This is a genomic window from Sandaracinus amylolyticus, assembly GCF_000737325.1.
GTDB classification, from domain to species: domain Bacteria; phylum Myxococcota_A; class Polyangia; order Polyangiales; family Sandaracinaceae; genus Sandaracinus; species Sandaracinus amylolyticus.
Window position 1 is genome coordinate 1998939 of the sequence record NZ_CP011125.1, and the last position, 19465, is coordinate 2018403.

19 protein-coding genes are annotated in these 19465 nt (G+C 71.8%); 13 read left to right on the plus strand and 6 right to left on the minus strand.

Going from position 1 to position 19465, the window contains the following annotated elements:
* Positions 1 to 75 precede the first annotated feature (75 nt).
* The 4 genes from DB32_RS08410 to DB32_RS48030 all read left to right on the plus strand — a co-directional run bounded on the left by DB32_RS08410 (position 76) and on the right by DB32_RS48030 (position 3063).
* Complete coding sequence (locus DB32_RS08410; protein ID WP_053231897.1) at positions 76 to 1215, plus strand: hypothetical protein; 1140 nt, start codon at positions 76 to 78, stop codon at positions 1213 to 1215.
* Positions 1212 to 1844 carry a hypothetical protein gene (locus tag DB32_RS08415; protein WP_053231898.1) on the plus strand — a complete coding sequence of 211 codons (633 nt, stop codon included), beginning with the start codon at positions 1212 to 1214 and terminating at the stop codon, positions 1842 to 1844. The genes DB32_RS08410 and DB32_RS08415 overlap by 4 nt, the downstream gene beginning before the upstream one ends.
* Positions 1845 to 2377: 533 nt before the next feature.
* Complete coding sequence (locus DB32_RS48025; protein ID WP_169791376.1) at positions 2378 to 2650, plus strand: hypothetical protein; 273 nt, start codon at positions 2378 to 2380, stop codon at positions 2648 to 2650.
* A complete protein-coding gene (locus DB32_RS48030; RefSeq protein WP_053231901.1) occupies positions 2647 to 3063 on the plus strand; it encodes a type II toxin-antitoxin system death-on-curing family toxin in 417 nt (138 codons plus the stop codon). Before DB32_RS48025 ends, DB32_RS48030 begins: the two co-directional genes overlap by 4 nt.
* 40 nt (positions 3064 to 3103) lie before the next feature.
* Here the strand turns inward: DB32_RS48030 and DB32_RS08435 are convergent, their stop codons facing one another.
* Together DB32_RS08435 and DB32_RS08440 are read right to left on the minus strand one after the other, a co-directional pair.
* Positions 3104 to 3940, minus strand: a complete 837-nt coding sequence (locus DB32_RS08435) for an alpha/beta hydrolase (protein WP_169791377.1) — start codon at positions 3938 to 3940, stop codon at positions 3104 to 3106.
* A gap of 66 nt (positions 3941 to 4006) precedes the next feature.
* Positions 4007 to 6160 carry a lytic transglycosylase domain-containing protein gene (locus DB32_RS08440; RefSeq protein ID WP_053231903.1) on the minus strand — a complete coding sequence of 718 codons (2154 nt, stop codon included), beginning with the start codon at positions 6158 to 6160 and terminating at the stop codon, positions 4007 to 4009.
* A gap of 193 nt (positions 6161 to 6353) precedes the next feature.
* Here DB32_RS08440 and DB32_RS08445 point away from each other — a divergent pair, with 193 nt between their 5' ends.
* The 3 genes from DB32_RS08445 (at position 6354) to DB32_RS08455 (ending at position 9980) form a co-directional block, all read left to right on the plus strand.
* Positions 6354 to 8249, plus strand: a complete 1896-nt coding sequence (locus tag DB32_RS08445) for a c-type cytochrome (protein WP_053231904.1) — start codon at positions 6354 to 6356, stop codon at positions 8247 to 8249.
* 40 nt (positions 8250 to 8289) lie between these two features.
* The gene (locus DB32_RS08450; RefSeq protein WP_075097855.1) at positions 8290 to 9108 is read left to right on the plus strand and encodes an NRDE family protein; all 819 of its coding nucleotides are present in this window, start codon (positions 8290 to 8292) and stop codon (positions 9106 to 9108) included.
* 71 nt (positions 9109 to 9179) lie between these two features.
* On the plus strand, positions 9180 to 9980 hold the full coding sequence (locus tag DB32_RS08455) for a hypothetical protein (RefSeq protein WP_053231906.1): 801 nt from the start codon (positions 9180 to 9182) through the stop codon (positions 9978 to 9980).
* 525 nt (positions 9981 to 10505) lie between these two features.
* Here DB32_RS08455 and DB32_RS08460 read toward each other — a convergent pair.
* The gene (locus DB32_RS08460; RefSeq protein WP_053231907.1) at positions 10506 to 11042 is read right to left on the minus strand and encodes an SRPBCC family protein; all 537 of its coding nucleotides are present in this window, start codon (positions 11040 to 11042) and stop codon (positions 10506 to 10508) included.
* Between the two features lie 119 nt (positions 11043 to 11161).
* On the opposite strand from DB32_RS08460, the gene DB32_RS08465 reads away from it, so the two are divergent.
* On the plus strand, positions 11162 to 11764 hold the full coding sequence (locus DB32_RS08465; RefSeq protein ID WP_053231908.1) for a DJ-1/PfpI family protein: 603 nt from the start codon (positions 11162 to 11164) through the stop codon (positions 11762 to 11764).
* Here DB32_RS08465 and DB32_RS08470 read toward each other — a convergent pair.
* The 3 genes from DB32_RS08470 to DB32_RS08480 all read right to left on the minus strand — a co-directional run bounded on the left by DB32_RS08470 (position 11761) and on the right by DB32_RS08480 (position 15043).
* Positions 11761 to 13083, minus strand: coding sequence for an ABC1 kinase family protein (locus tag DB32_RS08470; RefSeq protein WP_053231909.1), 1323 nt, complete (start codon positions 13081 to 13083; stop codon positions 11761 to 11763). The genes DB32_RS08465 and DB32_RS08470 overlap by 4 nt on opposite strands.
* A 46-nt stretch (positions 13084 to 13129) precedes the next feature.
* Positions 13130 to 13897, minus strand: coding sequence for a hypothetical protein (locus DB32_RS08475; protein WP_157068854.1), 768 nt, complete (start codon positions 13895 to 13897; stop codon positions 13130 to 13132).
* Between the two features lie 99 nt (positions 13898 to 13996).
* Positions 13997 to 15043: an RNA polymerase sigma factor gene (locus DB32_RS08480; RefSeq protein ID WP_053231911.1), complete on the minus strand. Its 1047-nt coding sequence runs from the start codon at positions 15041 to 15043 to the stop codon at positions 13997 to 13999.
* Between the two features lie 400 nt (positions 15044 to 15443).
* Here DB32_RS08480 and DB32_RS08485 point away from each other — a divergent pair, with 400 nt between their 5' ends.
* From DB32_RS08485 to DB32_RS08505, 5 genes are all read left to right on the plus strand, one after another.
* Positions 15444 to 16475: a rod shape-determining protein gene (locus tag DB32_RS08485; protein ID WP_053238736.1), complete on the plus strand. Its 1032-nt coding sequence runs from the start codon at positions 15444 to 15446 to the stop codon at positions 16473 to 16475.
* 11 nt (positions 16476 to 16486) lie between these two features.
* Positions 16487 to 17068, plus strand: coding sequence for a hypothetical protein (locus tag DB32_RS08490; RefSeq protein WP_053231912.1), 582 nt, complete (start codon positions 16487 to 16489; stop codon positions 17066 to 17068).
* 40 nt (positions 17069 to 17108) lie between these two features.
* Positions 17109 to 17705 (plus strand): DUF6151 family protein, encoded by a 597-nt coding sequence (locus DB32_RS08495; protein ID WP_053231913.1) that lies wholly within the window; start codon positions 17109 to 17111, stop codon positions 17703 to 17705.
* A 129-nt stretch (positions 17706 to 17834) separates the two neighbouring features.
* Positions 17835 to 18407, plus strand: a complete 573-nt coding sequence (locus DB32_RS08500) for an RNA polymerase sigma factor (protein WP_169791378.1) — start codon at positions 17835 to 17837, stop codon at positions 18405 to 18407.
* On the plus strand, positions 18404 to 19465 hold the full coding sequence (locus DB32_RS08505) for a FecR domain-containing protein (protein WP_053231915.1): 1062 nt from the start codon (positions 18404 to 18406) through the stop codon (positions 19463 to 19465). The genes DB32_RS08500 and DB32_RS08505 overlap by 4 nt, the downstream gene beginning before the upstream one ends.

Sequence of the window (19465 nt, forward strand, 5' to 3'; positions counted from 1 at the left end):
GGCTGGAGTGAGCCTCCTGCGGCTCGAAGTGGACACCTCGGGGATGAACGCTCAGCCTGAGCGGTTGGAGCCCCGATGAGCCGCGTTCCGTTCAGCACCTTCGTGTTCCGAGGCAAGCGCTTCGAGGACGCTGCCATGCCCCTAGAAGTCCTCGTGGAGCTCGAGACGTATCGCGAGCTCGTTTTGGCCGTCGCCATGTCGCTCTTCCGGCAGGAGAACCCGGACCGCGTCCGTCTGCCCAAGAACTTCGCCGAGTCACTCAGGCTCGTGCTCGGGAGTCAGGAGCGCGGGAGCACCGTTCCGAATGTCGAGCGAGTGCTGCGGCCGCGCAACGAGATGCTGCCGGGCGTCGAGAGCCCCCTCGATCTGTTCGACCGCGCTGCCGACATCGTGCGTGTCGCGTTCGAGCAGGCAGCGCACGATTCGCGGCCGACGGTCGTGTCGGCGGCGTTGATCCCGCGAATGCTGGCGTTCGGAAAGACGCTGCGGGACGACGAGTCCGTCATCATCGCCCCGCCTGGAGGGCGCGAAGGTCCCGTCGTCGACAGGAAGCTCCGCCGGCGGCTCCAGCAGGAAGTCGGCGGCCCCTACGAAGAGGCGGTGGAGCTCGTCGGACGCGTTCGCGCCGCCGATCGCGATCGCGAGGGCTTCCGGCTGCGCACGCTCGATGGTCGTGCAGTGCACGTCGTGTCGACCGGGCCACTGTTCGAGACGGCGCTGGATTCACTCGCCGAGGAGAGCGTCGTCCGCGTGCGCGGCACGGGCGTGTACGACCCGTCGGGCGCCTTGCTCCGGGTGATCGGAGCGGCGGATGTCACGCTCGCCGAAGAGGGCGACGAGGGGTGCTCGATTTCGATCGTGGAACAGATCTCGCGCCTGAGGGAGCTTGGCGACGGCTGGCTCGACGGGGAAGGGAAGGCCCTCGATCCCACGGCGCTCGATCGCGCGGGCGGGTTGCTGCGAGCGCTCGTCGAGCCGGACGGGCTTCCCACTCCGTACCTTTATCCCAAGCCCGAGTGCGACCTGCAGGCGGAGTGGTCGCTCGCCGGTGTGGAGGTCGCCGTCGTCTTCGATCTCGTGGCGTGGACGGCGCATTGCCTGCTCACTTCGCTCGACAGTGACGACTTCGAAGAGCTGGAGATCGATCTGAAGCAGCCTGGTGCCGAGCTTCGTCTCGGACGTCAGCTCGAACGCTGGCTGCGAGGCGAGCGGTGAGCGCGCGACTCGAGGATCCCGAGGAGCTTCTCTTTCGTCAGGTCCCATCGGCGTTTCTCGTCGACGGACGCCTCTCGAGCCAAGCGTTCAACCCGAGCCGCAAGGACGAGCAGAGACTGTCGGTCAGTCGTGGCTCGCTGACCACCGCGCAGGCTGCGTACGACCACCACACGCTGCGTCTTGGGCATCAATCGCTCGGCACGTGGGCCGTGACAGTTGGGGAGGTCGTTCAGGTCGGGTTGCACGCGACGGGCGATCCCGTGATGAGCCCGCCAGCGCCCACCCCCGACCCGGCCCACGCCTTCATCGACTTCACGGGGCTGTCGCTTGGGCAGACGAAGAACAAGGCGACGCGGCTCGCGGAGCTGGCTCGTGCGCGTGGTCGGTTGTGGCCGCCGTCCGGAGGTGAAACGCCTGCGCGCGACGACGCCTCGAACGAGCGCGATGCAGACGGGAGTCCTCGATCCGAGCCGAGCGCTCAGGCTTTCGCGCTGGCCGCGCTGGAATCGGAGCGAGCGGAGCTGGAACGGTTGATCGCCGCGTGTGCGGCCGATGACGTGTCGCGCCTCGGGCTCGAAGCCCGGCTGGACGAGGTCAGGCGCGCGCTCGAACGCGCCGCCGCGCCGTAGGAACGCTGAGCCACGCTCGGACCGGCTCGCTGATGCGCTCGACGGCAGGAGCTGTCGCACTCGCATACGGTGGCGATCCACACCGAGGCGGCTCGAGGATGCAATCGAGCGGGACTCCTCGAATGCAGCCGGGTCGACGCGACGCGGGCGGACGAGGTGCGCGCGCCGTTGGAGCGGCTGCCGCGCCGCGAGATCCTTTGGACCTGGATGGCGAGGTCGATCTCCACCGCAATCGCCTGTGCATGTATCGGCGAGACGCACATCGCGCTCGTACTCGGATAGCGCTTACGCGAACATCTTCGACAATTTCGCCCTGCCGACCAAGGACAAGATCGAAGGGCTGATGATCGATCGCATGGACCGGAGCGCGAGCATCGTGACGAATTTCCTCAACGAAGACGACTTCAAGCGATATCTGTCCGAGTATCTCGCGCGCAGGATCTACGAGGACTTGCGCGGGACCGGCAGTTGAACGACCGCGGGCCTCGCGCCAAGCGCGAGCGCCGTGAGGGGGACGGATGAGCGCGCGAGTGATGAGCGTCAGTGCCATGATCGACGACGTCGGCGACGACGACGTTTCGCTGCGACTCGGCGCCAAGCTGCACACCCTCGCCGCGACCCCGGCGCTCGTCGAGCGCGCCCGCGCGCTCCGCGCGCAGCCGGTGCGCGTGACGTTCCTCGACGTCGATCCGCCGCGCCTCTTGCGCGTCGACCCCATCGGCGCGCCGCTCGGTGGCACGCCCGAGCAGCGCTGGGAGGCGATCTCGACGCGCTGGGCCGACACCTTCGCGGAGCTCGCGAAGTGAACGCCGACGAGCTGATCGCGCCGGCGCGCGTCTGGGAGCTCCACGCGACGATCATCGCGCGCTGGGGCGGTCTCCCCGGCGAGCGCGAGCGCGGATGCGTCGACGCGAAGATCGACGGCGCGCTCACCGCCGCGCTCTACGCGTGCGACGAGGGCGAGGAGCCCGACGTCCTGAGCGTCGCGGTGCACCTCCTCGTGTACTTCGCGCAGAGCCAGTGCTTCGTCGACGGCTCGAAGCGCGTCGCGTGGGCCGCGATGAACGAGCAGCTCCACGCGGCCGGGCTCCAGATCGTCGCGACGCCGCAGGAGGCCGCCGAGCTCGTGCTCGCGGTCTCGAACAAGCGGATCGGCGCGAGCGACGTGCTCGCCTGGCTCGCCGCGCCCGATCGTCTCGTCGCCTGGGATCCGAGCTGACGCGCCGCACCGATCGTTCTCGGTGCGGCGCATCCGACGCTCACGCCGTCGTCACGACCGCGCGCGGGATGCGCGCGAGCATCCACTTCACGACGTCGTCGAGCACCTGCTCGCGGCCGATGTCGTTGAGCAGGTCGTGGTAGTGCCCCTCGTAGACCTTGAGCGTCTTGTCGCCCGAGCCCCCCATCTGCTCGAAGCGCCGGCTGCCGCTCGGCTTGGTCACCCGATCCGCGCTGCCGTGCAGGATGAGGACGGGCAGCGTGATCTTCGCGAAGTCGCCCTTCTTGAGGCGCTCGTCGGCGCGCACCAGCTCCGCGACGCTGTGCGCGGGGTAGCCCTGGCGATCGATCAGCGGATCGCTCTTCATGCGCGCGACGAACGCGGGATCGCGCGAGAACGCCTCGTCCTCGAGCTTCAGGAGGTGGAGGGCCGGCGCGATGCGATCGAGGCCCTTGATGACCGTGAGCGCGACGTCGGGCGCGGGGATCTCGTGCGCGAAGCTCTCGCAGACGAACCCTGCGAGCTCGCGTTGGTGCTCGAGCACGTAGCCGCACGAGATGACGCCCCCGGCGCTGTGTCCGAGCACGAAGATCGGCAGTCCCGGCTCGCGCCCGCGCGCCATCTGCACCAGCGCGTCGACGTCCTCGAGGTACTTCGAGAACGACTCGACCCAGAGCCGCGCGCCCTCGGAGCGACCGTGGCCGCGCAGGTCGAGCGCGTACGCGGCGATGCCGCGCTTCGCGAGCTCGATGCCGGCCCACTCGTAGAGCCCGCCGTGCGCCTTGAAGCCGTGCACCAGCGCGACGACGGCGCGCGCCGGGCCGGAGGGCCGCCACGCGCGCGTGAAGATGTTCGTGCCGTCGTTGCTGCGGATCATCTCGTCCCTCATGCGCACGGCGGGCTGCATCGCAGGTGCCATGCGCGAGGCGCGAGGCGCATCGCGTCAGCGCGGGGCGACGCGCTCGGGCAGCTCGATCGCGGGCCAGCCGCGCGACGGATCGCGCAGGTAGAGGTAGTGCGCGTAGTGCGTGGTGACGCGGCGCACGTAGTTGCGCGTCTGATCGAACGGAATCTCCTCGACGAAGAGATCCAATTCCACACCGCGCGCTCCGGCCCGCTCGAGCCACTCCTGCACGCGATGGCCGCCCGCGTTGAACGCGGCGAAGCAGAGCGGCACGCCGTGCGCGTCGACCAGGCCGCGCACGTACGCGGCGCCGAGCCGCGCGTTCCACTCGGGCACGAAGAGCATCTCGCGCTCGAAGCGCACGCCGAGCCCGCGCGCGACGCGCGACGCGGTCGACGGCAACATCTGCAAGAGGCCGATCGCGTCGGCGTACGAGAGCGCGTCGGGATCGTAGGCGCTCTCCTGCCGCATGATGCCCCAGAGGAGCTCGGGCTCGAGGCGCTGCGCGCGCGCCGCTTCGCTCACCGCGCTCTCGAACGCGCGCGGGTACGCGGCCTCCCACGCCCATCGCTCGCCGCGCAGCGCCGGGCGCGCGAGCGACTCGTGCTGCGCGGTGAGTCGGTACGCGCGGTTCGCATCACCGATGCGCACGAACGCGTCGGCGACCTGACGCAGATCGCCCTGCGCGCGCAGCGCGCGCTCTTCGGAGCGCAGGCGCTCGCGCGCATCGCGATCGAGGCCGAGCGCGAGCAGGAGCGACACCTCCGCGGGCAGCGCGAGGGCGGTGGTCTCGGTGGCGTCGCCGCGCGCCTCGCGCGCGAAGGGCGAGCCGGGCTCTTCGCCCAGCGCGATCAGCCGCTGTCGCGCGAGCAGCGCGTACCAGTGGAGCGGCTCGACGTGCAGGGCCTGTCGGTACGCCGCGATCGCGCCTGCTCGATCACCGCCCTCGGCGAGCGCTCGCGCGCGCCAGTACGTCCCGCGGCCACGCACGAGCACGTCGGCGTCCATCCGCGCGTACGCCTCGAAGCGCGCCGCCGCGCGCAGGTACGCGCGGCGATCCCGCGCGCGCCGGAACGCGTCGATCGCGAGCTGCCACGCGCCTTCGCGCGCGAGGCGCGGAGCGCGCGCGGCGCGGGGGCCCGACACGAAGCGCTCCATCGCGCGGGCGCCGGTGCGACGACCGAGGCGCAGCTCGAGCCACGCCGCGAGGTACTCGGCCTCCGCGGCTTGATCGCTCTGCGGGGCGCGACGCACCAGCGCGCGATACGCGCGGATCGCGCCGGCGTCGTCGCCGGCGCGCGATCGCGCGCGCGCGGCGTGGAACGCGTCGGCGACCGCGGTGGGGCCGGGCAGCGCGGCCGCCTGGGTGAGCACGTCGGCGGCCTCGGCGTAGGCGTGGCGCGACTGGAAGAGCGCCATGCCCCGCACGTGGAGGAGACGCGCGGCGAGCGCGCGATCGCGCGGGCGCGCGATGCCCTCGAGCGCGCGCACCGCGTCGTCGTGCAGCAGCGCGCGCGAGAGCCGCTCGGCGCGATCGACACGCTCCTCGACGCTCGGCTCGATCGTGCTCCCGGTGATCGCGACGTACGCCTCTTCGGCGCGCGGCGCGTCGGGGTGCTCGGGCCGCTCGAGCCACAGCGCGCGCAGCGTGTCGCGCGCACGATCGCGATGGCCGGCGCGGAGCTGTGCCTCGGCGAGCGCCATGCGCAGCGCGAACGCGTCGACGTCGCGCTCGTCGGCGCTCGCCTCGCGCGCGAGCTGTGCTTCGGCGCCCGCGAGATCACCACGCACCAGCGCGCACTCGGCGCGCACGGCGCGCTCGATCGCATCGGGCCGCTCGAGCGCCGCGAGCAGCGCCTCGGCCTCGTCACAGCGCCCACGGCGCGCGAGCAGCCGGGCCCGGCGGCCGCGCGCATCGCGCAGGATCGCCGGAGGCAGCGTGTCTCCGCCGGTGAGCGCATCGATCGCGGCGTCGAGCGCGCCGGTGCGCTCGGCGAGCCGGCCCTCGAGGTAGCGCACCGCGGGATGCGCGCGCGTCTCCTCGGGCAGGGCTCGCAGCGCGGCGAGCGCGCCCGCCTCGTCGCCGCGCCGCACCATCGCGGCAATCGGGCGGATCGCGTCGGGCACCTCCTGCGCGCGCGCGGCGCTCGTCACCGAGAGCACGACGAGGATCGTGAGCACGCACGCGCGCATCGCGCCTCGAACGCGACCGCGCGGCGGCGCGATTCCCCGATGGTATGAGCTCCAACGATCCACGATCCGAGGCGCGCATCGTGATCGAGGCCCCGCCCGGTCGTCACGTTCTCGGAGTACCTTTGGAGAACGCGGTGCCGGCCGACGACGCACCGCGTGCGGGCGCGACGCGCCCGTGAGAGGGGGACGGACGATGCGGACGAGGACGGTCGCGATCGCGGTCGCGCTGGTGGGTCTCGCGGCGTGTGCGAGGAACGAGGACGGCCCGGCGCGGCCGACGCCGGGCACACCGCCGATCGACCGGCCGCGCGTGGACTCGGGTGTCTCGCCCCCGCCGGTGCACGACGGCGGCACGATCATCCAGGCCGCCGAGCCACCGCCGCCGATCTCGGGTGGCACGCTCGCGCTCACCCCCGACGGAACGTGGCTCGTCGCGGCGGATCCCGAGCTCGACACGATCTCGATCGTCGACGTCGAGACCGCGACCTTGCGCGACACGATCGAGCTCACCGACGGAGACGAGCCGGGCCGCGTGGTGATCGACGGCGCGGGCCGCGGGCACGTCGTGCTGCGCAGCGCGGGCGCGATCGCCGACGTCGATCTCGCGAGCGGCGCCCTGATCGCGCGGCGACCGGTGTGCGCGGTGCCGCGCGGCATCGCGTGGCGGGCGAGCGACGACAGCCTCCACGTCGCGTGCACCGAGGGCACGCTGGTGTCGCTCCCCGCGTCGGGCGGCGAGCCCACGCGGCGCGTGCACGTCGCCGACGATCTGCGCGACGTGGTGGTCGACGGCAGCGATCTCTACGTCACGACGTTCCGCACCGCGCACCTGCTGCGGCTCGACGCGGCCGGCACGATCGTGTCCGACGCGGCGCCGCGCGAGATCGCGATCGAGGGACTCATCCCGATGCGGCTCACCGCGCCCGGGCCGTTCCAGCCGGCGGTCGCGTGGCGCGCGCTGTCGAGCGGGGAGGGCGTGATGATGCTGCACCAGCGCGCGCTCTCCGCGGAGTTCGTCGCGGAGGGCGGCTACGGAGGCGGCGGCTGCGGCGGCGCGATCGTGCACACGTCGGTGTCCGAGCTGGTGGCCGGCGAGATGCGCAGCGGCGATCCGCTGGGCGGAGTGGTGCTCGGCGTCGACGTCGCGCTGTCGCCCGACGGGCTGCGCATCGCGGTCGCGGCGCCGGCCAACGCGTACCCGCGCAACGGCGGGATCACGACGGTCACGCGGTCGAGCGGCGACGTGCTCGTCTACTCGCGCAGCGAGGCGACGACCTCCTCGGAGACGCCGACCTGCGCCAACGGGAGCATGCCGCGCCTCGAGGACGTCGGCGCCGCGATCGCGGTGCTCTTCCTGCCCGACGGGCGTGTCGTCGCGCAGACGCGCGCGCCCTCGCGCGTGCTCTTCGAGGCGCCCGATCCCGACGCGCTCGTCGGGCCGGTCGTCGCGCTCGGCGACGAGGACACGTACGACACCGGCCACATGCTCTTCCACGCCGCGGCGGGCGGCGGCATCGCGTGCGCGTCGTGTCACCCCGAGGGCGGCGACGACGCGCGCACCTGGCGCTTCGCCGGCATCGGTCCGCGACGCACCCAGACGATGCGCGGCGGTCTGCTCGACACCGCGCCGTTCCACTGGGACGGCGACATGCGCGAGTTCCGCGACCTCGTGCACGGCGTGTTCGTGGGCCGCATGGGCGGCGCGGTGTTCGAGGAGGGCGAGATCGGCGCGTTCGGCGCGTGGATGGACGCGCTGCCCGCGCTGCCGCGCCCCGCGGACGCCGACACCGATCGCGTCGAGCGCGGCCGCGCGCTCTTCCACGACGCGACGGTCGCGTGCGCGACGTGCCACGCCGGCAGCGCGCTCACGAACAGCGCGACCGTCGACGTCGGCACCGGCAAGGCGCTGCAGGTCCCGACGCTGCTCGGCATCGTGTACCGCGCGCCCTACATGCACGACGGCTGCGCGCCCACGCTGCGCGATCGCTTCACGCCGGGCGCGTGCACCGGCGGCGATGCGCACGGCCGCACCAGCCACCTGACCAGCGCGCAGATCGACGATCTCGTCGCGTACCTGCAGACGCTGTGAACGCGGGCTCGTCGCGCGCTCGAGCGATACGATGCGCGCGATGTGCACCATCGTCGTGCTGCACGACGTGCTCCCCGAGCATCCGCTCGCGATCGTGGCGAACCGGGACGAGTGGCACGCGCGTGCGTCGAGCGCGCCGCGCGTGCTGCACGAGCATCCGCGCGCGATCGGCGGCGTCGATCTGGTCTCGGGCGGCACCTGGATGGGCGCGAACGCGCTCGGGCTCTTCGTCGGGCTGACCAACCAGCGCGGCGCGGAGGCGCCCGATCGCACGCGGCGCTCGCGCGGCGACGTGGTGCTGCGCGCGCTCGCGCTGCGCGATCCGAGCGAGGTCGCGTCGTTCCTCCGCACGATCGATGCGCGCGCGTACAACGCGTTCAACCTGATCTTCGGCGTACCCGGCGACGTGCGCGTCGCCTATGCGCGCGACGATCGCGCCGCGATCGACATCGAGCCCGTCGCGCCGGGCGTGATCGTGCTGCCGAACGATCGCCTCGGCTCGCCCGAGTTCCCGAAGATCGCGCGCGCCGAGGCCCGCACCCGCGACGCGATGTGCGCGAGCCAGATCGAGCCCGCGCTGCTGCGCGTGCTCGCCGATCACGACAGGCCCGACGACGCCGCGATCCCGGAGACGACGTCGCGCTTCCCGCGCGAGGTGCTGCGCGAGCTCCAGGCGCTGTGCATCCACCTGCCCGAGTACGGCACCGTCTCGTCGACGGCGATCCTGTACGGCGCCGATCGCCACATCGCGCGGTACCTCTTCGCGCCCGGACCGCCCTGTCGCGTGGCGTTCGACGACGTCACGTCGCTGTTGGTGGGCGCAGAACCCCGATCGAACCTCGATTCGTCGGCCGAATAGCCGGAATCGCATCGGAATTCTGGCAACAAGTCCGTTTCTGAGCGACAGTGTTGGAGTCACGGAGGCCCGCCGTGCCCCATCGGTCGCGTCTCGCGCTCGCGCTCTCTTCGCTCGCGCTCGTGCTCGTGGTCCTCGCATCGCCCGCGGCCGCGCGCCTACGCGCCGGCATCCCGCGCGCGCAGCCGATCCACGTGCTGTTCATCGGCAACAGCTACACACGCTCGAACAACCTGCCGTACATGGTGCGGCGCATCGCCGAGACGATCCCCGACACCGCGCCGTTCCGCGTGACGAAGATCGCGAACCCGGGGTGGGATCTGCAGCGCCACTGGTACGTCGACGAGACGCGCCACGCGCTCGCGCAGGGCGGCTTCACGCACGTCGTGCTGCAGGGCCACTCGCTCACGGCGCTGCAGCACCGCGACGAGTTCGAGGGGTACGCGCGGCTCTTCGACGGCGAGATCGACCGCATCGGGGCGCGCTCGGTGCTGTTCGAGACGTGGGCCCGCTCGCCGCGCTCCGGCGCGTACCGCCGTCGCCGCGACGTGCCGCACATCGCGGAGAGCCCGGTCGACATGCAGGCGCGCGTCAGCGAGTGCTACCTGCAGCTCGCGCGCGACATCGACGCGGACCTCGCGCCCGCTGGCCGCGCGTTCCTGCTCGCGCAGCAGCGCCTGCGCGATCCCGATCTGTATCGAAGCGACGGCGCGCACCCGAGCCCGAACGGGACGTTCCTCGCGGCGGCGGTGCTGTACGCGACGATCGCGCACGACGATCCGCGCCGCAGCCCGTGGCGCCCGCACCGCATGTCGCGCGACCTCGCGGAGGAGCTGCGAGACATCGCGTACATCTCGGTCACGAACGGGCACTAGGAGCGCAGGAAGCCGAGGAACACCACGTCGCTGCGCACGAGGTGCGACTCGACTCGCGCGCCGTGCCTGCTTCGGAGTTTTTGAGGAAAGCAGGAGGGTTAGGAAGGCCACGTCGCTGTGCGCGTGGTGGGACTCGAATGGCGCGTCGTGCCCACTCCTGAGTTTTTTGAGGAAAGCAGGAGGGTTAGGAAGACCACGTCGCCGTGCGCGTGGTGGGACTCGAGTCGCGCGCAGCGCTCGAACGAAGAACCTCGTTCGAGTAAATCGGTGCACGGTGAGTCGACAGGAAGACGCTTCGACGTGGTCTTCCTAACCCTCCTACCTTCCTTGGATGTCCGGAATGCGTGGAGGCAATTCGCGTCGCGCTGAGTCGACAGGAAGACGCTTCGCCGTGGTCTTCCTAACCCTCCTGCTTTCCTTAGATGTCCGGAATCCGTGGAGGCATTCGTCGCTCGGTGAGTCGACAGGAAGACCCGTCGACGTGGTGTTCCGAAACCCGCTTGCCCTCCTCAGAGGGTCGGATGCTCAGCGGTTCGTGGCGGCGCGTTCGAGGTTCGCGAGGCCTTCGTCGAAGTCCTTGCCGATCATCGCATCCATGTCGGCGAAGACCGAGAACAGCTTGCCCATGAACGTGTTCTCGCCCTCCATCGTCCACGAGACCTCGGTGCCTTCGCCGCTCGGCGTGAGCGTGAAGACCGTGGTGTTCGTCGCAGGGAAGGGCTTGATGAACTGGAGCTTCAGCGCGACGCGCTCGCTCGGCTGGCTCTCGACGATCTCCATGCGGCCTTCGCCCGCTTTGTTGTTTCCCTTCCACGCGTAGGTCGCGCCGACGCCGCGCTCCGAGCCGCCGTACGTGCGCTGCAGCGCGGGATCGAGCTTCTCCCACGGGGACCACTCGGTCCATCGATGCAGGTCTTCGAGCTTCGGGAAGATCACGTCGGGCTTCGCCGCGATCAGCTTCTTGCGTTCGATCCGGAACGACGACGGTTTGCGCGACGCGAGCGCGACGACGACCGCCGCGCCGAGCCCGATCACACCCAACGCACCATAGAGGAGAGGCATGCGCGCAGGGTGCATAGGCGCTGCGCGCGTTGTCGAGAGTCCACGCGCATGGAGCTGGCTCGACGTCATCGCACCGTTGGCTCGCTGCGCGCGATCACGCGCGTGCTAGCGATGCGCGCATGGAGATCGCGATCGTCGCGTTCGACGGGTTCACCGACGTCGACGTGTTCCTGCCGTGGGATCTGCTGAACCGCGTCGACGCGCCCGGATGGCGCGTGCGCATCGTCGCCGACGCGACGACCGTCACGTCGATCGCGGGCCTGCCGATCGCGACGCACGGCACGCTGGACGACGCCTCGCGCGCCGACGCGGTCGTGATCGCGAGCGGCCCCGGCCTCCGCGCGAAGCTGCTCGAGCCCGCGTGGCTCGACGCGCTCGCGCTCGATCCGTCGCGCCAGCGCATCGGCTCGATGTGCTCGGGCGCGCTCGTGCTCGCCGCGAAGGGCCTCTTGCGCGGCGCACGCGCGACGACCTATCCGACCCAGCGCGAGCGCCTCGCCGCGATGGACGTCGACGTCGTCGAAGAGCCCTTCGTGCAGCAGGGCCACGTCGCGACGGCCGCGGGCTGTCTCGCCGCGCTCGATCTCGTCGGCTGGATCATCGAAGAGCTCGCGGGCGCGGAGCAGCGCGAGATCGTCCTGCGCTCGGTGCAGCCGGTCGGGCGCGGCCTCGGGTTCGACGCGCGCCCGCTGCCGAGCCGACAGTACGCGGTGGCGCGTTAGGCGGGCGGGCCGCCCGCGAGCATCGCGCGCAGGAAGTGCGGCTTCGCGAGCGCGAACGCGTCGACGGTCGGATCGATCGCGCGCGACAGCCCCGCGAGCAGCGCGAACGTGCGGCCGTAGAGGACGAGCTCCTGCGGGATGACGATCCCGCGCACCGACGAGATCTGCGAGAGCACTTCCTCGCGCACCCACGTGAAGTCCATCGCCTGCGTCTGCTCGGGCGTCATCGTCGCGTAGCGCCCGAGGATCTTCTCGAGCAGCGGCTTCACGCGCGGGATGTCCTTCTCTCCGAAGAGCCCGAGCTCGCTGAGCGTCGCCGCGAACCCGTCGACGTCCTGGGTCACGAAGCACATCACGCTGCGCACCAGCGTCTGGTGGAACGCGCGCGTCAGGATCTTCACCTGACCGAAGTCGACGATGCAGACCTCGGGGCGACCGTCCGCGCCGATGCGCGCGAGCAGGTTCCCGGGGTGCGGGTCGCTCTGGAACACGCCGTCGACGTACATCATCTTCACCCACGCCTCGATCACGAGCTCGAGCAGCGCGCGGCGATCCATGCGCTCGTCCGAGAGCAGCGCGGGGTCGGTGATCTTCTTGCCCTCGAACCACGTGGTGCAGATCACGTCGCGCCGCGTGTACTCGGTGAGCACGCGCGGCACGTGGATGCGCTCCACGTCGCGGAAGTTCTCGTGAACGGTCTGCGTGAAGCGCGCCTCCTGCTCGTAGTCGAGCTCGGTGAACAGCGCGCGCCGCACCTCCTCGAAGATCGGACGCAGCGACATCTGCGGCACGAACACCGAGAAGAGCGGCAGCATCATCCGCAGCGTGAACATGTCCGCCGCGAGCTTCGCCTCGGCGTCGGGATAGCGGATCTTGAGCGCGACGCGCTCGCCGTCGGGCGTGACCGCCTTGTGCACCTGACCGAAGCTCGCGGCCGCGGTGGGCTGCGTGTCGATCGTCTCGAAGAGCTCGTGCGGCGAGCGCCCGTACGCGCGCCGGACGTGCGGCTCGAGCTCGATCCACGGCAGCGGATCGACACGATCCTGGAGACCGCTGAGGGTGCTGGTCCACTCGACGGGCAGGATGTCGACGCGCGTCGACAGGATCTGCCCGACCTTGATGAGCCCGCCGCGCATGTGCACCGCGAGGCGGTAGAACCGCGGCGCGTGCTTCTCGTGCAGCGCCCTCCATCGCTCGCTCGGGATCGTGGCGCCGCGTCGCATCCGCACGAACGGGACGACGTAGGCGATCCAGATCGGCAAGAGCGTCAGCGACGCGATCAGGGCGCGAGAGACCAACAACCAGGCGCGCTTCAGCACACCGGGAGTATGGGGCCGTGCACGCCGGATCGCGACGGGCGCTCGATCAGCCCGCCGCGCGGGCCCGCGCGAGCTCGCGCACCGCGATGTCGGCGGCGTGCTCGATCTCGCACGCGACCCAGCGATGGCTCGCCGCGATCTGGTAGCGGATGCGTCGCAGCTGCCCGCCGGTCGCGCCGACGAGCACGACGTCGAAGGGCGCGTCGGGACGCGTCGCGAGCGCCGCGATCGTCGTGAGATCGACCGAGGGAAGCAGCGCGTCGACGACCGCGATCGCCGCCAGGCCCGACGCGTGCGCGCGCTGCGAGCGCGTGACGAGATCGATCGCGCGCTCGACCGGCGCGACCTCGATGGTGTCGGTGGTCGCCGCGCGCATCCGCTCGACGAACGCGGGGTCGCGCGTGACGACGAGCATCGAGTCGACGCCGCGGGGAGGGCGGATCGTCTCCCGCTCGCGCGCTCTCTCGACGTTCACGACGCCGCTCTCCTCGTGCCACGTGCGGTGGCGCGGGCGCACGCCGCTGCTCGCCATCAGCAGGAGCGGCGAGAGGCGATCGGACACCGCGTCGTACGCGACCGATCCGACGCACTCCTCGACGGCCTCGCGCAGCGGGCCGATCACGAAGCGCGACATCGCCTCGGGATCGCGGGGGAGCGCGGCGCGCTCGGCGTAACGCAGCGCGGTGAGCACCACGCGCATCGCGGTCGCGGGCGACATCACACCCTCGAGCGCGTCGAGCACCGCGGCCTCGAGGTTCACCTCGCCGCTCTCGGGCGACGAGCCAGCGTCGTGCATCGGGACCCCGGACCGCATCGGCACCTCCCCGACGCAGAGGCTGTGCTCTGGGAGGTGCGGTCGGTGATTAATCAGGGGTTAATCGGCGCGCGTCGGGGATCTCCCCGACGCGCTCGATCACACCGAGGGCGCGAGCAGCGCGAGCGCCATCTCGAGCGCGGGCGGCGGCTGCGCCTCGGCCTCGCCCTTTGCGCGCGCCTCGGCGGCGGCCTTGCGCGCGCGCTCGAGCTCCGCGGGACGGAGCGCCGAGGGGTCCTTGAACATCGCGTCGAGCGCGTTGCGCATCTGCTTGCGCGACTCGTGGATGCGCCACGCGATGGTGCCCTCGGTGGTCTCGAGCACGACGGCGGCCTCGGGATAGCTGAGGCCCTGCATCATCGTGAGCGCGACCGTCGTCTTGAGCAGCGGCGAGAGGCGATCGAACGCGCGCACGAGATAGACGTAGGTCTGACGCAGCTCGAGCGCGCGATGCGGATCACCGCCCGAGTCGACCGCGACCGCGACGGTGACGCGCGGATCGTCGAGGTCCGCGGTGCGACGGCGGTTGCGATCGCGACGCACGTTGAGCGCGCGGTTCAGCGCGATGCGGTAGAGCCACGTGAAGAACTCGCTGCGGCCCTCGAAGCGGTCGATGTTGCGGTACGCGCGCACGAACGCGTCCTGCGTGATGTCGTCCGCGTCGCTCGGGCTGCCCGTCATGTGGAGGGCGAGCGCGAAGATGCGGTGGCGATAGCGCTTCACCAGCGCCTCGAACGCGCGCGGATCGCCGCTCTTCGCGGCCTCGACGAGCTCGTGGGCCTCGCGGGCGCGCGCCTCGCTGCTCTCTTCTTCGACGAGCGGCGCGGCGACCTTCGCCTCGAGCGCGTCGAGCGCGGCGGCGAGCTCGGCGCGCGGATCGGCGGTCGGCGCGTCGGTCGTGGCGGCCTTCTTGGCCGGCGGACGCGGCGCCTTGGGACGCACCAGCGTGACGTCCTCGGGGCGCGGCGCTTTCGGGACCGGCGGCGGACCGGCCGGTCGCGCGACGCGGGCGCTCGGCGGCAGCGGCGGGACGGCGCGCGCAGCGGCGGACGGCGGCGCGGGCTGCGACGGCGTGCGCGCCGGGGGCGCGACGTGCGCAGGAGTGGGAGCAGCTTTCGTGGCTTCGGCGCCGTGGGCGGCGCTCATCGTAGCCACCGCGGCGTCTCGCCTCGGAGGCAGAGGCGGAGGGCGTCGCGTCGAGTGCATGTCGGGCCTCTGAACCCCTCGAAGGGGCGGTCCTTGGGTGACTCGGGAGAAAGCCAGGCGAGCTGAAGTGGGTCGAACCGAGGGAGAGGCGAAGCGGACCAAAGTTGATGCAGGCGGACGAGAGTGACGGATCGATCGTGAGCTGTCCACCTCTCTCTTCCCTGCTGTTTCGCCGCGGCTGGTCGGACGCCGCCGGCCCTCTCCGCGGGCGCGGCATCTCGCGATGGCGCTCCGCTCCGCCCGTCCGGTCGCTCGGACACACGCTTGATCGGCACTGTTCGATCAGTTAGAACGCGGCGCTCCGCACGATCTACACGCGCCTGCGAGCGAATCCAACGTGCTGTTCGACTGGGTATACGGCCTCTTCTCCAACGATCTCGCGATCGACCTGGGGACCGCGACGACCCTCATCTACGTGAAGGGCCGCGGCATCGTGTCGTGCGAGCCCAGCGTGGTCGCGGTCCAGACCGACGCGCGCGGCGGGAAGAAGGTGCTCGCGGTCGGCAAGGAAGCGAAGGAGATGCTCGGGCGCACCCCCGGCAACATCTCCGCGGTGCGCCCGCTGCGCGACGGAGTCATCGCCGACTTCGAGATCACCGAGGCGATGCTCCGGTACTTCATCCGGCGCGCCCAGAACCGCAGCACGCTCGTCAAGCCGCGCATCATCATCTGCGTTCCGTTCGGCATCACCGAGGTCGAGAAGCGCGCGGTGAAGGAGAGCGCCGAGAGCGCCGGCGCGCGCGAGGTCTTCCTGATCGAGGAGCCCATGGCGGCGGCGATCGGGGCGGGCCTCCCGATCACCGAGCCGAGCGGCAACATGGTCGTCGACATCGGCGGCGGCACGACCGAGGTCGCGGTCATCTCGCTCGCGGGCATCGTCTACTCGCAGAGCGTCCGCGTCGGCGGCGACAAGATGGACGAGGCGATCGTCGCGTACCTCAAGCGCAAGTACAACCTGCTGATCGGCGACCAGACCGCCGAGCGCGTGAAGTGCACGATCGGCAACGCGTACCCGGGCGACGAGGTCGAGACGATGGAGGTCAAGGGACGCGACCTGGTCGCGGGCGTCCCGAAGACGGTCGTCGTGAACTCGGACGAGATCCGCGACGCGCTGAGCGAGCCGATCAACACGATCGTCGAGGCGGTGATGGCTGCGCTCGAGCGCACGCCGCCCGAGCTCAGCGCCGACATCGTCGACAAGGGCATCGTGCTGACCGGCGGCGGCGCGCAGCTGAAGAACCTCGACGTGCTGCTGCGCGAAGAGACGGGCCTTCCGGTGATGGTCAGCGATGATCCCGTGAGCGCGGTCGTGCTCGGGTCGGGCAAGACGCTCGATCACCTCGACCTGCTCCGCGAAGTCACCATCAGCTGAGAGCAGTTCCAATGAAGATCCATCCGTCGGTGCGCCTCGCGGCGCTCGCGCTCCTGTCGGCATGTGGCTCGTCGCCGTGTGATCGCGCCGCCGAGGCGTGCGAGAGCCCCGATCCAGTCGTCGTCTCGCTGTTCGGGACCGAGCGCATCGACGCGTGTCGTGCGACCGCGAGCGGTGGGTCGGACGCCGAGTGCAACGAGTGCCAGGACGTCTGCGGTGCGCCCACCGAGACGACCGAGCTCGAGGTGCTCGGTTGTTTCGCGACCGCGCCGTCGGGCGCATCGCGTCGCGTGCTCTGCCTCGGCGAGGACTACGTGCCGAACGAGGTCACGGACGCGGGCAACGGCGCGTTCGCGTTCCAGCTGTGGCGCGGCGAGCCGGGCGAGGAAGTGCGCGATCTCTCCGGCGAATTCGAGATCGTCGAGGACGAAGGCATCATCCGCTTCTTCCTCGACGAGATGCCCGGCGAGCAGCTGTGCGCCGCGGTGCGGCTCGCTCGCGGGAACGGCATCGCGACCGGCGATCTCGACCGCGAGTGCGAAGCGGATGCGCCGCTGGTGCTCGGCTGGGCGAACGCCGAGCAGCCTCGCTGACCGCTCGACGCGCGATCGCCGCGAGGGTAGGGCTCGCGCCATGAGCGAGACACTCCCGATCCGCTGTGCCTGCGGTCAGGTCCGCGGGCACGTCGACGTCGTGCCCGGCGGTGGCCAGCGCCTCGTCTGCTACTGCGACGACTGCCAGGCGTACGGGCGGTTCCTCGGGCGCGACGACGTGCTCGACGCGCGGGGCGGCACCGACATCTGGCAGACGCGTCCCTCGCTCGTCCGGATCACCGAGGGCGAGCTCGCGTCGATGCGCCTCTCGGATCGCGGGATGATCCGGTGGTACGCGCGCTGCTGCCGCACGCCGATCGCGAACACGATGGTGTCGGCGGGCGCGCCGTTCGTCGGGATGCACCAGCGGTGCATCGGGGACGCGGACGGACGCAGGCGCGACGACGTGCTCGGCGCGCCGATCGCGAAGGTGCAGGGGCGCTTCGCGATCGGCGGCGTGCCCGAGGGCGTCGCGCCGACGGTGGGCGTCGGGACGATCGCGCGGACGCTGCTGATGCTCGCGCGGTCGGCTCTGGCCCGAGGTGCGACACCGTCGCCGTTCTTCGATGCGCACACGAAGAAGCCGCGGATCGAGCCCGAGGTGCTGAGCGCCGCGGCGCGCGACGCGCTGCGCTGACCGGATTCGGCCGGCCCCGTGGGTCGTTGCCGCGCCGCGCCAGGCGCGGCACGGTCTCGACGTGGTGCTCGCAAAAGAGTTGAGCCGGTCGGGGTGGGTCGCGCGCACTCCATGAGCGACTCCGAGCCCATGAGCGCTGCCGCCGCCAAGATCGCCGCCGTCCCGGAGGACGACGCCACGCTCGCCACGCGCGCCGCGAGCGGCGACGAGCGCGCCTTCACGGCGATCTATCGCAAGCACTCGCGCTACGTGGCGGGCGTCGTCTATCGGCTCATGGGCGACGACGGAGAGCTCGACGACGTGGTGCAGGAGACGTTCGTCGCGGCGTCGGAAGGGCTCGCGAGCCTGAAGGAAGGCGGGACGCTGCGGGCCTGGCTCGTGACGATCGCGGTGCGCAAGGTCGCGCGCCGGCTCGCGCGGCGTCAGCGGCAGCGCTGGCTCGCGGGCATCTTCGGGCGCACCGAGCCGCGCGCGGTGACGCCGGAGGTGGAGGGCGAGGCGTACGCGCTCTACCAGGCGCTGGGAACGCTCTCGACCGAGCGGCGCGTGCCGTGGACGCTCCATCACGTCGAAGGCCTGACGCTGCCGGAGGTCGCGGAGCACTGCGGCGTGTCGCTCGCGACGGTGAAGCGAAGGATCGCGGAAGCGGCGGCGCTGCTCGCGAAGCGAGGCTACGTGGTGAGCGCGGGAGGCCGCGAATGAGCGTCGAGCTCGAGCAGGCTCGGCGCGCCGAGCCGGACTGGGACGAGCTGCGCGAGCGGCGTGTGCTGGCGCGCGTGCTCGCGGCGCGCGGAGAGGGCGCGGCGCGGCGTCGTCGCGCGCGAGTCGCGGTCGCGTTCGGCGCGGGCGTGGCGGTCGCGGCGGCTGCGCTGCTCGTGTGGATGCGCCCGGCGACGACGCAGCCTTCGAGCGGCGGTGCGGTCGCGACGGTCGCGGTCGAGGGCGAGGCGGGCACGTCGCGCCCGGCGCGGCTGTCGCTGCGCGACGGATCCGAGGTGTTCCTCGCGGCGTCGGCCGACGTGCGCGTCGAGTCGGAGTCGGAGGGCGCGGTGCGCATCGCGCAGCTCGCGGGCGAGGCGCGCTACGTGGTGAGCCATCGCCCGGAGCGCTCGTTCGTCGTGGTGGTCGAGGCCGTCGAGGTGCGGGTGCGCGGCACGCAGTTCGTCGTGCGGCGCGGCGAGCTCGAGGTGGAGGTCGAGGTCGAGGAAGGGCGCGTCGAGGTCGCGCGCGGTGACGACGCGAGCATGCTCGGCGCCGGTGATGCGCTGCGGGTGCGGATGCGCGCCGACGAGCCCACGCCCGAGCCCGAGATCGTGCCGGAGCCCGAGATCGCCCCGAGCGAGCCCGAGCCCGAGACGTCGTCGGCGGAGCGCTCGCCGCGCCCCTCGCGTCGCGAGAGCATCGAGGAGCTGACCGCGCAGGCCGACGAGGCGCGTCGCGCCGGGCGGCTCGACGATGCGGCGCGCGCGCTGCGTGCGGCGACGATCGCCGAGCCTCGCGATCCGCGGGTCGCGACCGCGTTCTTCACGCTGGGCCGGGTCGAGCGCGCGCGGGCGCGCGACGTCGCGGCCGCGGAGGCGTTCGAGGCGGCGTTCGCGCGCGCTCCGCACGGTGCGCTCGCCGAGGACGCGCTCGCGGAGGCGGCCGTGTCGTGGTCGGCCGCGGGGCGTCGCGAGCGGGCGCGCGCGTCGGCGCGACGCTATCTCGAGCTGCACCCCTCTGGCCTCTACGCAGAACGTGTGCGTCACTTGGCCGAGTGA